Origin of the sequence: Fulvivirga ligni, from assembly GCF_021389935.1 — a bacterium.
GTDB classification, from domain to species: domain Bacteria; phylum Bacteroidota; class Bacteroidia; order Cytophagales; family Cyclobacteriaceae; genus Fulvivirga; species Fulvivirga ligni.
The window spans coordinates 4,436,871-4,450,302 of sequence record NZ_CP089979.1; the positions used below are offsets into that span (position 1 = coordinate 4,436,871).

Annotated in this window: 14 protein-coding genes; 8 read left to right on the forward strand and 6 right to left on the reverse strand. The window is 39.1% G+C overall.

The annotated features are described in order from the left end of the window. Nucleotides 1-1,015 precede the first annotated feature (1,015 nt). The 5 genes from LVD16_RS18610 to LVD16_RS18630 form a co-directional block, all read right to left on the reverse strand. On the reverse strand, nucleotides 1,016-1,552 hold the full coding sequence (locus LVD16_RS18610; protein WP_233769790.1) for a hypothetical protein: 537 nt from the start codon (nucleotides 1,550-1,552) through the stop codon (nucleotides 1,016-1,018). 43 nt (nucleotides 1,553-1,595) lie between these two features. Continuing rightward, nucleotides 1,596-2,132, reverse strand: coding sequence for a hypothetical protein (locus LVD16_RS18615; protein WP_233769791.1), 537 nt, complete (start codon nucleotides 2,130-2,132; stop codon nucleotides 1,596-1,598). 87 nt (nucleotides 2,133-2,219) lie between these two features. After that, entirely contained in the window at nucleotides 2,220-2,795 is a 576-nt protein-coding gene (locus LVD16_RS18620; RefSeq protein ID WP_233769792.1) for a hypothetical protein, read from the reverse strand. Nucleotides 2,796-2,932: 137 nt separating this feature from the next. Then, entirely contained in the window at nucleotides 2,933-3,463 is a 531-nt protein-coding gene (locus tag LVD16_RS18625; RefSeq protein WP_233769793.1) for a hypothetical protein, read from the reverse strand. 426 nt (nucleotides 3,464-3,889) lie between these two features. Then, on the reverse strand, nucleotides 3,890-4,570 hold the full coding sequence (locus LVD16_RS18630; RefSeq protein ID WP_233769794.1) for an ArsR/SmtB family transcription factor: 681 nt from the start codon (nucleotides 4,568-4,570) through the stop codon (nucleotides 3,890-3,892). Between the two features lie 69 nt (nucleotides 4,571-4,639). Here LVD16_RS18630 and LVD16_RS18635 point away from each other — a divergent pair, with 69 nt between their 5' ends. The 8 genes from LVD16_RS18635 (at nucleotide 4,640) to LVD16_RS18670 (ending at nucleotide 11,317) form a co-directional block, all read left to right on the forward strand. Beyond that, nucleotides 4,640-5,032: an amino acid-binding ACT domain-containing protein gene (locus LVD16_RS18635; RefSeq protein WP_233769795.1), complete on the forward strand. Its 393-nt coding sequence runs from the start codon at nucleotides 4,640-4,642 to the stop codon at nucleotides 5,030-5,032. Continuing rightward, nucleotides 5,011-5,505, forward strand: coding sequence for a DinB family protein (locus tag LVD16_RS18640; protein WP_233769796.1), 495 nt, complete (start codon nucleotides 5,011-5,013; stop codon nucleotides 5,503-5,505). Before LVD16_RS18635 ends, LVD16_RS18640 begins: the two co-directional genes overlap by 22 nt. Before the next feature lie 68 nt (nucleotides 5,506-5,573). Then, nucleotides 5,574-6,122, forward strand: coding sequence for a lipocalin family protein (locus LVD16_RS18645; RefSeq protein WP_233769797.1), 549 nt, complete (start codon nucleotides 5,574-5,576; stop codon nucleotides 6,120-6,122). 85 nt (nucleotides 6,123-6,207) lie between these two features. Continuing rightward, nucleotides 6,208-8,982, forward strand: a complete 2,775-nt coding sequence (locus tag LVD16_RS18650; protein WP_233769798.1) for a DUF8487 domain-containing protein — start codon at nucleotides 6,208-6,210, stop codon at nucleotides 8,980-8,982. A 42-nt stretch (nucleotides 8,983-9,024) separates the two neighbouring features. After that, nucleotides 9,025-9,465 (forward strand): RDD family protein, encoded by a 441-nt coding sequence (locus LVD16_RS18655; RefSeq protein WP_233769799.1) that lies wholly within the window; start codon nucleotides 9,025-9,027, stop codon nucleotides 9,463-9,465. 39 nt (nucleotides 9,466-9,504) lie between these two features. Beyond that, nucleotides 9,505-10,080 carry a Crp/Fnr family transcriptional regulator gene (locus tag LVD16_RS18660; protein WP_233769800.1) on the forward strand — a complete coding sequence of 192 codons (576 nt, stop codon included), beginning with the start codon at nucleotides 9,505-9,507 and terminating at the stop codon, nucleotides 10,078-10,080. Between the two features lie 62 nt (nucleotides 10,081-10,142). Then, nucleotides 10,143-10,580 (forward strand): carboxymuconolactone decarboxylase family protein, encoded by a 438-nt coding sequence (locus tag LVD16_RS18665; protein WP_233769801.1) that lies wholly within the window; start codon nucleotides 10,143-10,145, stop codon nucleotides 10,578-10,580. A 2-nt stretch (nucleotides 10,581-10,582) separates the two neighbouring features. After that, complete coding sequence (locus LVD16_RS18670; RefSeq protein ID WP_233769802.1) at nucleotides 10,583-11,317, forward strand: DJ-1/PfpI family protein; 735 nt, start codon at nucleotides 10,583-10,585, stop codon at nucleotides 11,315-11,317. A gap of 33 nt (nucleotides 11,318-11,350) precedes the next feature. Here LVD16_RS18670 and LVD16_RS18675 read toward each other — a convergent pair whose 3' ends face one another. Then, nucleotides 11,351-13,249 carry a TonB family protein gene (locus LVD16_RS18675; protein WP_233769803.1) on the reverse strand — a complete coding sequence of 633 codons (1,899 nt, stop codon included), beginning with the start codon at nucleotides 13,247-13,249 and terminating at the stop codon, nucleotides 11,351-11,353. Between the last annotated feature and the right edge of the window lie 183 nt (nucleotides 13,250-13,432).

A 13,432-nucleotide genomic window follows, 5' to 3' on the forward strand; every position in this document is an offset into this window, starting at 1 on the left:
TCAGGATGACTCGGTGGTGGTTTTCAAATCTTGCTGCCTAGTCGTGCGGTTAAAGAAGATTGAAAAACAGGCTCATCTCAAGTTCCTGGTGGTAGTTGCTATCTATGAAATTCTTCTGCTCTCGGAAGACCTTGCAGCAAGAAAGATTTTTTGTTACTTTTTTGATCGACTGCAAAAAAGTAAAGGAACTGTAGCTATGAAATAAAGTACTTAGCAATAATCGCATTACAAATGCTAGACTCTACAAATCCTCGTTAAAAACAAGGATTAGGTGGGTCATTTCAATCTTGAGGTGCCAACTAGGAAATAAGAATGTAATACTGATCGTCTACCCTTCGATGGGGCTCAGGGTGACTCGGTTATGCGGTAAATCTTGCTATACCTTCATAAGCAACAAGATGATTGAAAGGCCTCTGCACATTAAATACATAGATGTCTCCTTTCGTCGACATGACCGTTAAGCTGACGGTTTACCAAACTCGGTAGCAGCTCCATCTTGCTGCCCAGTCGTGCGGTGAAAGAAGATTGAAAAACAGGATTATCTCAAGTCCCTAGTGGTAGTCCATATCTATGGAATAATGTCGCTCTCGGAAGACCTTGCAGCAAGAAAGATTTTTTTGTTACTTTTTTGATCGATTGCAAAAAAGTAAGGGAACCTTGGCTATGAAATACAGCTCTTAACAATAATTGCATTACAAATGCTATATTCTACAAATCCTTGTTAAAAACAAGGATTAGGTGGGGCATTTCAATCTTGAGGTGCCACCTAGGAGATAGGAATGTAATACTGATCGTCTACCCTTCGACGGGGCTCAGGGTGACTCGGTTATGCGATAAATCTTGCTATACCTTTATAGACAACAAGATGATTGAAATACCTCTGCAAATTAACTACATAGATGTCTCCTTTCTTCGACATGACTGATAATGAATGGGACAAGATTAATACTATTTTTCATAAAAAAAGGCGTACATCTCTGCACGCCCTTTACCCTAAACGATGAAACCTAATCTTTTACTTTTCTCCTGAAGCTTCTATTTCAAAATCGTAATCCAACACCTCTCCAGACATTTCAAATTCTATGGATGAGCCATTAATGGTTCCTTCCATCTCTATTTCAGAATCAAACACCTTTACTAGTGGGCTACCTGGCTCTTCCACCACTACACGAATTTTAGTAGCATCTATTTCAAATGAGTCTCCATCAACTTCCACCACCATTTCCTCATCAAAAAATACATGTATTTCATACTCCTCAAGGTAGAGTACAAAAATTACAAACTGCATGAGCTGATCAAAAAACTCCTGTTTATTGACAAAGTCTAATTCATCATTGGCCATGTCGGCATTGATCATTAATTCTATTGGTAGATCCAAAGTGGGTTCTCCTGATCTCTCGTCCGTACCGTTGGTGATTGAGAAAGTCCAATCATCAATTTCATAAGTACCTTCATAGGCCGAACGCGGATCCGGATCATCATCATCTTTACAAGAGAACATACAGGCTGCCAACAACAGAATGGCTAACCACGGTGATTTTAATTGTATCATAATTTTATATCTTTTGGGCATCAGTTATAATTCTTTTGCCGTCTTAATCTTTTTTACCAGCAGCTTCTATTTCAAATTCATAGCCGAAAAAATCAAATGACATCTCTAGTTCTATGTCATAATCGTCCATCTTTCCTTCCATGGATAGTTCAACATCCAGTAAGCGAGCATCCGGGTATCCATCTAAAGACATCACGAACTGCATATCCATTTTATCCAACTCAAATGAATCCCCTGAAACCTCGATGATCACTTCTTCACCCGGAATCATGTCTACTCTATAGACAGTACTAGAAATCATTAATACTGCCCTTTGAATAACCCCTTCCAAAAACTCTTTATCATTGATTTTCATTTCATCATTGTCGAGCTCGGTATTTATCATGAACTCAAGTGGTAGCTCTAGATCAACCTCATCAACAGTTTCTACTCCAGCTTCAGATGTTTTAACTGTCCATTCGTCAATTTCATATGATCCTGCGTAAGCGGCTCGGGGATCAGGTGCGTCATCATCTTCTTTACAGGAAATATTAAAAGCCAGTAACATGATGACTAATAAGGGTAATTTTAGGTATCGCATATTTAAAAAATTTAACTTCCGCCTTATTTACCTGAGAATGGAAGATGTAAACAAATGCCCAAAAATTTTTCTCACTACTCTTCAGGTTTAATTCATTTGCAGCTCCACCCATAAGTTTTCCGACTCCTGCTTTTCACCTAATGCCACTATTTTAATAGTACGATCCCGAAGGTTGCCTAACATGTGTAGCTCAATAACTCCATTATCTAACGCCCCATCCATCTCCCACCAAAACTCCTGGATAGATGCGGTTGTGGCATTCAAGAAATAGAATGCACCCTTCATCTCAGTCCGGTTCATTACAAATGTATTTCCCTGAATTTCTACCTGCACATCATCCTCAATAACTACGTTAATGGATTGAACTGGTGTTGTGATTTTATAGGTTATCAAAGGCATAATTGATCCAAAAATTTTATCCGCATTCATATGCATGATATTGCTTGGTAATTCAGGATCTATGCTTAGCCCTAAGGGAATTTCCAATGCTGAATTTAAAGTCTCTTCTCCACTGATCATTACCTTCCAATTTTTTATTAAATACGTCCCCTCGTATTTCTCCCGTGGATCTGGAGTAATATCTAGTGCGTGATCATCTGTGCATGAGAAACTTATAATGATTAAGAAAGAGATTACTGAAAGGGATGATTTTAGGGTTCGCATAACTTAAAAGTTTGGTACCGATGCCCCTTATTTCATTAAAAATGTAAGTTGTAAACACCTTCATGAATTTAAATTTCAGCAAAAATGAAAGAGGCACACATCTCTGCATGCCTCCTTACTTAGCTAAATAAACCTAATTATTGCTTTTCTGCTGTAGTTTCAACTTCAAGTATATAATACAAAAGAGCAGTTTCTGCTTCGATTTCCAACTCTCCATCTTTTAGCTCCCCTTCTATATCTACTTCCATCTGATATACAGATGGACCATCATCAGTCTGTACAGTGAGGGTCACCTCGGCGCCATCTATCTCAAATTCGTCACCAGAAATTTCTGCCACCACCATCTCATCCACATCTATCTGTACTATTGCATCGTCATCCAATATTGCCAGAAGAGATCTGACCATATCTTCAAGGAAATCATCCATTTCAACTTCCATTTCGTCAGCGTCAAGATCAGGATTTATGATAAATTCTATTTCCGTATTGACATCAAAGTTATCAGACACCTGCTCTACGCCTGCACGCACAGTCGCGTCTAGTTCATCTACATCGTAAGTGCCTGCAAAAGCTCTTCGTGGATCAGGTTCATCATCGTCCTTACATGAAAACACCAGGACGGCTACCGTAAATAAGGTAAGGTAAAAGGGTAATTTTGAGTAGTTCATTTCTATGCTATTTATTAAAAAATATGCCCTTATTACTTTTAGAAATAGAAATGTAAACATGAATGAAAATTTAATTTATTATTCATTCACTCGGTTTAATATTACCCAGAGGTAACTCGTGTAACTGATAGAGACTGAACGGTGTCTTATTTAGAAATTTTGTATATTTAAATCTCTATCAGACAAGTACATAGCATGGAGAAACAAGCTAATTGGTTCAAAAAACCTTCATTAAAACAGGTGATTTGGTTCACCACTATTTGGATAATAGGCATAGCATTGCTTACGCTCTCTATTACCGATTTTTTTACAGAAAACTTTTTTCAAAAAGGGAAGTTTATGATGTACCTACTTATGCTGTGGTCTACATTCACACTAATCAAATTATTAACAAATTTTCGCCGCTATAGAAGCGTAGAAGAAGGCCTATAACACTATGCTTAAATATTCTTCCAGCATCTCCTTGCCTTTAAGGGTGAGGATGAGTTCTCTCGAAAATTGAGTTTTTTTAAACCACTTATTTCTCAGCATTTCGTCCAGCATCATAGCTCCAAATTGGCCTGCAATGTGAGGTTTTCTCTCACTCCAATCCAGACATTGCTTAATCACTGGTCGTCTTTTCTGAATCAGTTCATCTCTATGTATGCCTAACCTGGTAGCCCAAAGCCAGCCCGCATCAGTAACCTCGTACTCCTGAGCGATAGATTTCACATAATTCTGATTGACCAATGCCTCCGCAATCTTCACCCCAACATAACCCGCCAGATGATCATAACAGGTTCGGCAAAATTTCACACCTTTTACTGGTTTGGCAGTCTTCATAACCTGCTGATCTCCAGCAAGATTTGCTAAAGACTCTACCGCATAGGCCACCTCATCTCTTGAATATGAATAATAACGATGCCTGCCCTGGACGTCCACTTTTAGAATATCGGCCTCTAACAATTTAGACAAATGATTACTGGCTGAGGTAGAAGAAACATCAGCCGCAATGGCCAATTCACTAGCTGTATAGGCACGGCCATCTAGCAAATTCCAGAGCATTCTTGCACGAGTAGGCTCACTGATAAGAGCCGCCATTGACACAAATTTTTCTTCTACATCCATAGTTCATTCACTGATGAAATATAAAGGTAATGATTTGATTTATTTTGGATCGAAACAAACCTAATATATATGAAGGATTTAGAAATCGAATTGACCAATGAACCCGGCACCTTAGCATTGATGGGAGAAACCTTAGGAAAACACCATATCAGTCTTGAAGGGGGTGGCGTATTTTATAATGGAGACTCAGCCATAGCTCACTTTCTGGTTGAAGAAGCCGAACAAGCCGAAACGGTGCTTAAAGAAGTTGGAATAAAAGTGATAAAAGCTCATCCGGTAAATATCCTAAAGCTTAGACAGGACGTGCCTGGCCAACTAGGTATGTTCTGTCGCAAACTTGGCGATGCCGATGTGAATATACTCACACAGTACAGTGACCACGCTAACCAGCTTATAGTTGTTACGGATGATCATGACAAAGCCACTAAAATCTCTGAGGAATGGATGAAAGAATGGTGGTAAAAGATGCTCTTTCCGTTGAACTTATATTACTGAATTTCAATGAAATAAGGCGTAGAAGTAGTCTTCTTTGGCACCAAGTTCCCGAACCTTTCTATCACTGGAGACCAGATGCCAAAGCTATGAGCTGTATTGAGATGATCAGACATGTTTTGGAAGGCGAATTCCTTTATCATGATATCATAAAAAACAAGGGTGTAAGCTCAATAAAATCTCCTTGGGACGACCTTAAATATGAATCCGTTACTGAAGAACTAGATTTTGCAGAGCCATATAGGTCAGATTTTATCAAGACCATAAGATCCTATTCAGAACATGATCTAAAAACCATTGAGATAGTGAGAAAAGACAAGAATCAGCGACGCTCATTGGGAGATTATCTCATGCGGATAGCCTACCATGAAGCGGTACATACCGGACAATTACTGGCTTATTTAAGAACGCTTGGTATGGAAAGACCAATGATCTGGGATTAGAAATCAGGACGCCGCACGGCAACAATGCGCTCAAATGTTTGTTTTTACATCAACCAAACATTAGCCAAATGAACAAAAATAAATTACTGTTTGCTGGTGGCGCTCTGTTGACCTTCGGCGCCATAGCCTTACTGAATAAGAACAGACAAATCCCTAAAGGTGTAGAAGCTGTAAATGATTTTCAAAAAGAAAAATATCTGGGAAAATGGTATGAAATAGCCCGATTTAACTATCGGTTCGAAAAGAATCTAAGTCACGTTACGGCAGAGTATTCGCTCAATGACAATGGCAATATAGAAGTTCATAATCGTGGATTTAATGAGAAAAAAGGCAAATATGAAGATGCCTACGGTAAAGCGAAATGGGTAAAAGATGATCATACCGGAGAGCTTAAAGTCTCATTTTTCGGACCATTCTATGCCGGCTATAATATCATCGCCATTGATAGTGATTATCAAAATGCGCTGGTGGCAGGAAAAAACAGAGACTACCTTTGGTTGCTTTCCAGAAATCCACAAATGCCTGAAAATATAAAAGATGAATATCTGAAAAAAGCTGAACTAGAAGGCTTTAAGATCTCTGATTTAGTTTGGACCAATCAGAACAACCTCAACTAATGACTAGAAAAATTTAGGACTACTTCGGCATATCTATTAAATTCGGGCTTGTAATAGTATTATTGACTATAACAAGCCCGTTTTTATGACTAAACCTACCTACCTCCTACTTTTCTTCCTTTCTATTCTTCTCAGTTGTAGTGAAGATAAACCACAAAGAGCTAGAATAGACCTATCGGGTAGCTGGCAATTTGCCGTTGACACTGCCACAGAAGGAATTGATCAGCAATGGTTTATGCAAACCTTGAATGATTCTGTAAACCTTCCGGGCACCACAGACACTAATAAAAAGGGAATTGTAAATACTGACACCACCACCATGCACCTGAATCGGAGGTACATCTACGAAGGAGCAGCGTGGTATCGGAAAAAGGTGCACATTCCTGCTGATTTTCAAGGGAAGCATTTGGAGCTAAGTCTAGAGAGAAGCAAGGTTTCACAAGTTTGGGTTGATAGCATCTGGGTGGGCAGCTCGAAGCTTCTGCAAAGTCCACAAAAGTTTAATGTCACCAACGTACTGACACCCGGAGACCACTACATCGCCATCATGGTCAATAATGATCTATCACTCACACCATACGGCAACGTGCATATTTATTCGGATGATACCCAAACCAACTGGAACGGTATATTAGGAGACATCTTTATTGAAGCTTCACTTGACCTCAGGATTACTCATTTAAAAGTCATTCCAGACGTTAAAAACAAGAGCTTCAATGCAATTATAAAAATTGATAATCCACTGAAGATAAATGATTTAAAGATAGAATTAGAAGTTCAAAAAATTCATAATGGTAAAACGGAAGCACTCTCTTCCATCGGAAAAGATATCCAGTCCACTGATGAAGTTACCATCTCTTACGAATTAGGTGATGATGCAGACTTATGGGATGAATATCAGCAACCATTGTATCAGGTAAGGGCGGTCATTTCGAATAATGATATGGAGGATGCGCAAACAACCACCTTCGGCATGCGTGATTTTAAGGTGCAAGGCACACAGTTTACCATCAACGGCAGAACCACATTTCTAAGAGGTAAGCACGAAGCCGCCGTATTCCCTCTTACTGGCTACCCTCCGATGGACGTAGCCGAATGGCAAAAGGTGTACAGAATAGCTAAGAATTATGGTATAAATCATTATCGCTTTCATACTTATTGCCCACCCGAAGCGGCTTTTGCGGCTGCTGATCTGGAGGGTATTTACCTGCAGGCCGAACTTCCGTTCTGGGGTGGTTTAGAATCTGATACGGTGGCTGAAGCCCAACTTAAAGAAGGGATGGCTATGCTCGATGCCTACGGAAATCACCCTTCATTCGTCATGTTTTCACCTGGAAATGAAATATGGAGTGGTCATGATCGGGTGGAAAAAAACATCAAAGCATTAAAGGCCTATGACAGCAGGCCACTTTACACTATGGGTAGCAATAATAATATCGGCTATGTAGGACCTCGTGAAGTTTCAGACTTCTTTGTCGGCGCCAGAACTCCTTATGAACATGACTCCATGCTTACCCACACCAGACTTACCCACGCATTCGCAGATAGTGAGCAGGGCGGCATGCTAAATACCCAAACGCCATCTACCCAGATTACATTCGACTATGCTGTAAATCACATGGATATACCTATTGTGAGTCATGAGATCGGCCAATATCAAATCTACCCGAATTATATAGAGATTGAGAAATACACTGGCGTACTTGAAGCTAGAAATCTGGAAGTATTTAAAAGGCGACTGGCGGCGGCTGGTATGGTAGGAATGGATAGTGCATTTCAAAGAGCTTCAGGCGCCTGGTCTGCGCTGTGTTATAAAGCCGAGATGGAGGCAGCCCTAAGAACCCAAAGCATGGCCGGATTTCAATTGCTTGATCTACAGGATTTTCCGGGACAAGGAACTGCACTGGTAGGCATATTAGATGCATTTATGGATAGTAAGAATGTGATCACTCCCGAAAAATGGAAAGAATCATGTAATGACGTGGTTCTTCTGCTTGAAATGCCAAAGTATTGTTACACGTCCACAGAATCATTTAAAGCTAAAGTCATGGTAGCCAATTATTCCAATAAAGCTATTTCCGAAACGCTACAGTGGGAATTAAAAAATGAAGCAGGAGATATTCTACATCAAGGTACTTTAGCTCACTCAATAACTAAACAAGGTGTGATAGATCTCGCAGATATCAATTTCGATTTCTTAAAGATTCATACTGCTCAAAAGCTTAGCCTGGAGCTTTCACTATCAGGATATACAAACTCCTACCCTATTTGGGTTTATCCGAAGACAGAGGCACCTGCCAATGAGGTCTTGGTCAGCAAAAGACTCGATTCAAAAACCCTTTCACAACTTAGTGCAGGACGAAGCATTTTGCTCTTCCCTCAAACTGCAGATGTAGCAGATAAAAGTCTGCCAGGTCATTTCCCCTCGGACTTCTGGAACTACGGCATGTTTAAAGGGATCAGTGAGTGGGTGAAAAAGCCAGTTTCTCCAGGTACCTTAGGCTTGTTGATGAACCCAGAGCACCCCATATTCAATTCATTTCCTACAGATTTCCACACCAATTGGCAATGGTTTTCTATTATCAAAGCTAGTAATTCACTCATACTAGATAGCACAAGTCATGATTACAGGCCCATAATTCAGGTGATTGATAATTTGGAAAGAAATCATAAGCTGGGGTTCATTTTTGAATTCAAAGTGGGGCGAGGAAGACTTCTCGTTTGTATGTCTGACCTTGAGCGTATTAAAGAAAAGCCAGAAGCAGCCCAGCTATACACCTCCATTCTACAATACATGGATTCAGATGATTTTAACCCCGAGAATGAAATAAATGCCAATGACCTGAAAAAATTGCTATAAACCGATTTACCTTTTATAGATTCATCTTATTAAATTGAACCTATGATAGAACCAATATTAGATCAGCCGCTAGAACAAGAGAAGAATTACGAATTAGCTCAAAAAAGTGCTCGCGTAATCGCTTTTATCATTGACTACATCATTTTTCTGGTCATATTCTTTGCTCTCGTTAGCTTTTTTGGAAGTTCCCGTGGGCTTAGTTTTTCTCTAGAGGGCTATCCTGCATTATTGCTTTTTGCTATCACAATTTTCCTTTGGCCTATCAGTGAAGCACTTTGGGGGCAAACGGTGGGTAAAAGAGCCATGAGAATAAAGGTTCTAAAAGCGAATTATGAACCCATAGGTTTTGGACAGGCCATTATCAGGTTTATTCTAGCCCCGCTTGACTGTTTCTTTTTAGTAGGACTTATAGTAGCATCATCAAGCAAAAATAATCAACGCATAGGCGATGCCGCGGCAAATACTATAGTAGTTCGCAACTAACATATATTACTTACCTTTACCACCCCAAGTGCTGGTAAAATGTATAGCGATCTTTATAGTCATATCACTCAGTTTGTAGAGCTTAATTCAAATGATTTTGAGCAAATATCTTCATATTATGAGTGCAAGACCATTAAAAAGAAAAAGCACTTGCTAAAGGCCAATGATTTATGCAAGGAAATCTATTTTGTAACTAAAGGATGCCTTCACCTCTATTTCATTGATGACAGCGGCACTGAGAAAACGGTTCAGTTTGCCATGGAAAACTGGTGGTTATCAGACTTTCAGGCCTTTAACAGGCAGAGCAAAACCAACTTCTTCATCCAGGCCGTAGAAACTACTGACTTACTTCATATCTCTTTTGATAATTACCAGAAGCTACTGACCGACTGGCCCATTATGGAACGCTATTATAGGCAAATTCATGAAATAGCTCATGGCGCGTCCCTTACCAGAATGAGGTACATTTTCAACTATTCCAAAGAAGAGGTTTTTTACAGATTCAGAGAGCAGTTTCCTGAGTTTGTACAGCGCGTACCGCAATACCTGGTCGCCAGCTTTCTAGGACTCACACCAGAGTATCTTAGTAAAATCAGAGGAAAGAAGCTTTCTTAATCTAGGTTAAGATTTTTCTATAATATGGCCCCTAGCTTTGTCCTAACAAAAGCAAAGGAGCTATGAAACAGAGAATTCAAATAGACCAATTAGAACCCAATGGCTATAAAGCAATGTTTGGCCTGGAGCATTATATCCGTAACTCAGGACTAGATAAAGGCTGGTTAGAACTGATAAAAATCAGAGCGTCACAGATAAATAAATGTGCATTCTGCATTAACATGCACACCACAGATGCACTAAATAATGGAGAAACACCACAACGCATTTTTCAATTAGCCGCCTGGGAAGAATCCAGCTTGTTTAGCGATGAGGAAAAGTTGATCTTGAAAATAACAGAAGAAGTTACCAGCATACAGGAACAGGGCCTTTCTGAGGAAACCTACCAGAGCGCATCGGAAACTTTTAACGACAATACTTTAGCACAAATAATTATGGCTGTAACCATCATTAATGCATGGAATAGAATAGCTGTAAGTACTCATAAACCGTTTAATTAATAATGAAATATTTAAGTTTAGTATTATTGGCCGCTTTGTCTATCATCGGCTGCCAAAACAATCAGAAAGAAGAGGCTACTGCTTCAGCGCCAGCAAAGGAAGAAGTAAAAGAGCGAAAGCATATAAAACCTTTTAAAGAGGGGCTGCCAGTAATTGGCCTTTTGATGTACGATGGCGTTCTTACTACAGAAGTTACGGCGGCCGCAGATGTATTTAGCAAACCTACCGAAGATGGCGAGCAGCTTTTTAATGTGATCACCATTGCTGAATCTAAAGATCCGATAGTAACAGAAGAAGGTCTGACCATGGTTGCAGATCATGACTTTTCAGATTGCCCTCAGCTAGATGTGCTCTTCGTACCCAGTGCCTACGACATGTACACGCAAGTGCACAATGAGAACATAGTGCAATTCATCCAAAAGCAAAATGAGCATACGAAATACACTGTAAGCAATTGTGGTGGGGCACAGCTTATCGGTAAATCAGGCATTGCTGAAGGCAAGAAAATAGTTACATGGATTGGCGGTGGTAAGCAGCTTCAAATTGATTATCCTCAACTACTGGTACAGGATGATTCGGTGGTAACTTATGTAGAAGACGGCAAGTTCCTGTCATCTAATGGCAACCTGGCCAGCTATATCTCATCATTGAATCTGGTAGAAAAAATGACCAGCAAAGAACATAGAGAATTCGTGGAGTCTTATCTGTATTTGGATAGATTGCAGGATTGGAAATAATAGACATAGGCCCCATGTTTTTGGGGCCCTTTACTATTCAAATATTATAATGGTTTTCTTTAATGCCTTACTTAATAACTTAAGCTCTTCATCATTAATAGCATTGCCTACTAACGATAGCTCTTTTAATTGCTTCATTTCGTACAGTTCTTTAGGTAGCGATGTAAGACCGGTAAAATTTAATGCTAATATTTCCAGCTTCTTCAGTTTATAAATATCCGCTGGTATTGAACCTATTGCATTATCAGAGAGGTCCAATGCCCTTAGATTCTCCATCTGAAGTATTACCTCTGGAAATTTTTCAAACTTATTTTCCCCAAGCCCTAAAATTTTTAAATTTTCTAATTGATCAAAATTTGCTGGTAGACTGCTAAGTTCATTGTAAGGAAGGAACAATTTTTCAAGATTGCTTAACATACAAATCTCATCTGGCAGGTCAGCAATATTATTTTTCTCTAAATCCAAAGTTATTAGCTTTTTAAGCTTGTAGATATTTCTATCCACATTCTTTAAATTCGTCTTCGTTAATGACAAATGTGTGATTTTTGGGTTTTTCATTATGGCTTCCCCTATTGATGAATACCTATTATCGTGCATCATCTCAAAAACATCTGTAACATTAGGCTTCATCATAATAGCCGTAATAATTATTGTTTGCAAAACCACTCCTTCTGGTAATTCAATTTCTTCAAATTTCCTGGGGTCCCTACTTAACCTGAAAATTATAGGCTGAATGTAAATTCGCGATGGAAAAAATTGCTTCTTTAACAATTCTGAGGGAACACTTGCTAACGCTTTTTTAACCTCATCAGCACATCCTCCTCCGATATCGTTAATAATATGCAAGTCTGAAATTTTATTATTCTTCACCATAAAAGAAACATGTACTATCCCCTCTATTCCCCCTGACCTAGCTTCTGATGGATACACTATTTTTTCAGAAACATATTGAGTGAATGTCACTGTAGTTTCACGGCCTAATTTAAATGTAACAGGCAGAACAATTCTCTGCTCTACTGCTTCACCTTCCATAAAAGCAGGAGTCCATTTTGGACTGTTCCTTATTACCCGAAGAGTTTCTTCATCGCAGCCTCCTCCAATCCCCTTTACAACCTCAACATCCTTTATCTGTCCATCTTTACCTACAACCATGGAGGCATAAACTTTACCCTGGATCCCTAATCTCCTGGCTTCTACAGGATACCTTAAATTAATTGCCACATATTGGTAAAATTGAGGATATCCACCTATAGGCATTGCAGGATCATCAACTATCGCAAAAACTTCCTCTCTCTTTTTAAGGTTCAGCCTATAATATTGTCTTATTGGCAGATCATTACTTGTGGCAATCATAAATCCCTTTAATTCCTCAAGTGCCGTTCCCATAATATTTTGAATATGATTAGCGCTATCACCTTCAACTCTAGCTTCCACTTCGCCCAGAGATCCATTCGCATCTATTGTAAAAGATATTTCTGCTTCATATTGCTCATCATCCTTATATAATCCCGCTGATTTGAATGCGCTTTTTAGATCTGAATAAAACTGACTTTGTCCACCTCTATATAAAATCCCGGCCCCCTCATCATCTCCTCCTTGCCCTATTTTAACATCCAAATCATCATTTGTAAGAATCATTTTAACGTAATTCCTTCTAAGTCTTATAAGAATTTGCTCAGACTGACTAACCTTAAATCCACTTGTAACATAACTGGGATGCGCTATAATCAGGGAATCACCTTCTGCCACTGATAACTCAAAAAAGCCCAAATAGTTGGTATAATCCCCACTAGAAGTGCCATACTTGATTACAGCAGCTCCTCTTATAACCTCACCGCTTTTTTCATCAATTAACTTCCCTGTAAGAATTTTTGCCGATGCATAGAAAGGTAAAAGCACCGCAATAAAAAGAGTAATTAAAAAATATCTCATCCAGATCAAAAAATGTTCAATCTGCAATTTAAAAATTTTATGATCAATTTTATAATTTATATTAATTATGAGACCTTCTTGTCAAATTTAGGGAAATGAACCGACCAAGTTCTGAGCAACTGAGGACAACTCACAGTTCTCCAGTAATAATGATTGCTTACCAACCATAGATAAAAAAGGAAG

Coding starts and splice junctions, on each gene's coding strand:
- LVD16_RS18635 (WP_233769795.1), top strand. CDS start 4,640: ATGAAGGATTTAGAAATCGAATTGACCAATGAACCCGGCACCTTAGCA.
- LVD16_RS18610 (WP_233769790.1), bottom strand. CDS start 1,552: ATGATACAATTAAAATCACCGTGGTTAGCCATTCTGTTGTTGGCAGCC.
- LVD16_RS18675 (WP_233769803.1), bottom strand. CDS start 13,249: ATGAGATATTTTTTAATTACTCTTTTTATTGCGGTGCTTTTACCTTTC.
- LVD16_RS18645 (WP_233769797.1), top strand. CDS start 5,574: ATGAACAAAAATAAATTACTGTTTGCTGGTGGCGCTCTGTTGACCTTC.
- LVD16_RS18630 (WP_233769794.1), bottom strand. CDS start 4,570: ATGGATGTAGAAGAAAAATTTGTGTCAATGGCGGCTCTTATCAGTGAG.
- LVD16_RS18660 (WP_233769800.1), top strand. CDS start 9,505: ATGTATAGCGATCTTTATAGTCATATCACTCAGTTTGTAGAGCTTAAT.
- LVD16_RS18650 (WP_233769798.1), top strand. CDS start 6,208: ATGACTAAACCTACCTACCTCCTACTTTTCTTCCTTTCTATTCTTCTC.
- LVD16_RS18640 (WP_233769796.1), top strand. CDS start 5,011: ATGGATGAAAGAATGGTGGTAAAAGATGCTCTTTCCGTTGAACTTATA.
- LVD16_RS18665 (WP_233769801.1), top strand. CDS start 10,143: ATGAAACAGAGAATTCAAATAGACCAATTAGAACCCAATGGCTATAAA.
- LVD16_RS18620 (WP_233769792.1), bottom strand. CDS start 2,795: ATGCGAACCCTAAAATCATCCCTTTCAGTAATCTCTTTCTTAATCATT.
- LVD16_RS18655 (WP_233769799.1), top strand. CDS start 9,025: ATGATAGAACCAATATTAGATCAGCCGCTAGAACAAGAGAAGAATTAC.
- LVD16_RS18670 (WP_233769802.1), top strand. CDS start 10,583: ATGAAATATTTAAGTTTAGTATTATTGGCCGCTTTGTCTATCATCGGC.
- LVD16_RS18625 (WP_233769793.1), bottom strand. CDS start 3,463: ATGAACTACTCAAAATTACCCTTTTACCTTACCTTATTTACGGTAGCC.
- LVD16_RS18615 (WP_233769791.1), bottom strand. CDS start 2,132: ATGCGATACCTAAAATTACCCTTATTAGTCATCATGTTACTGGCTTTT.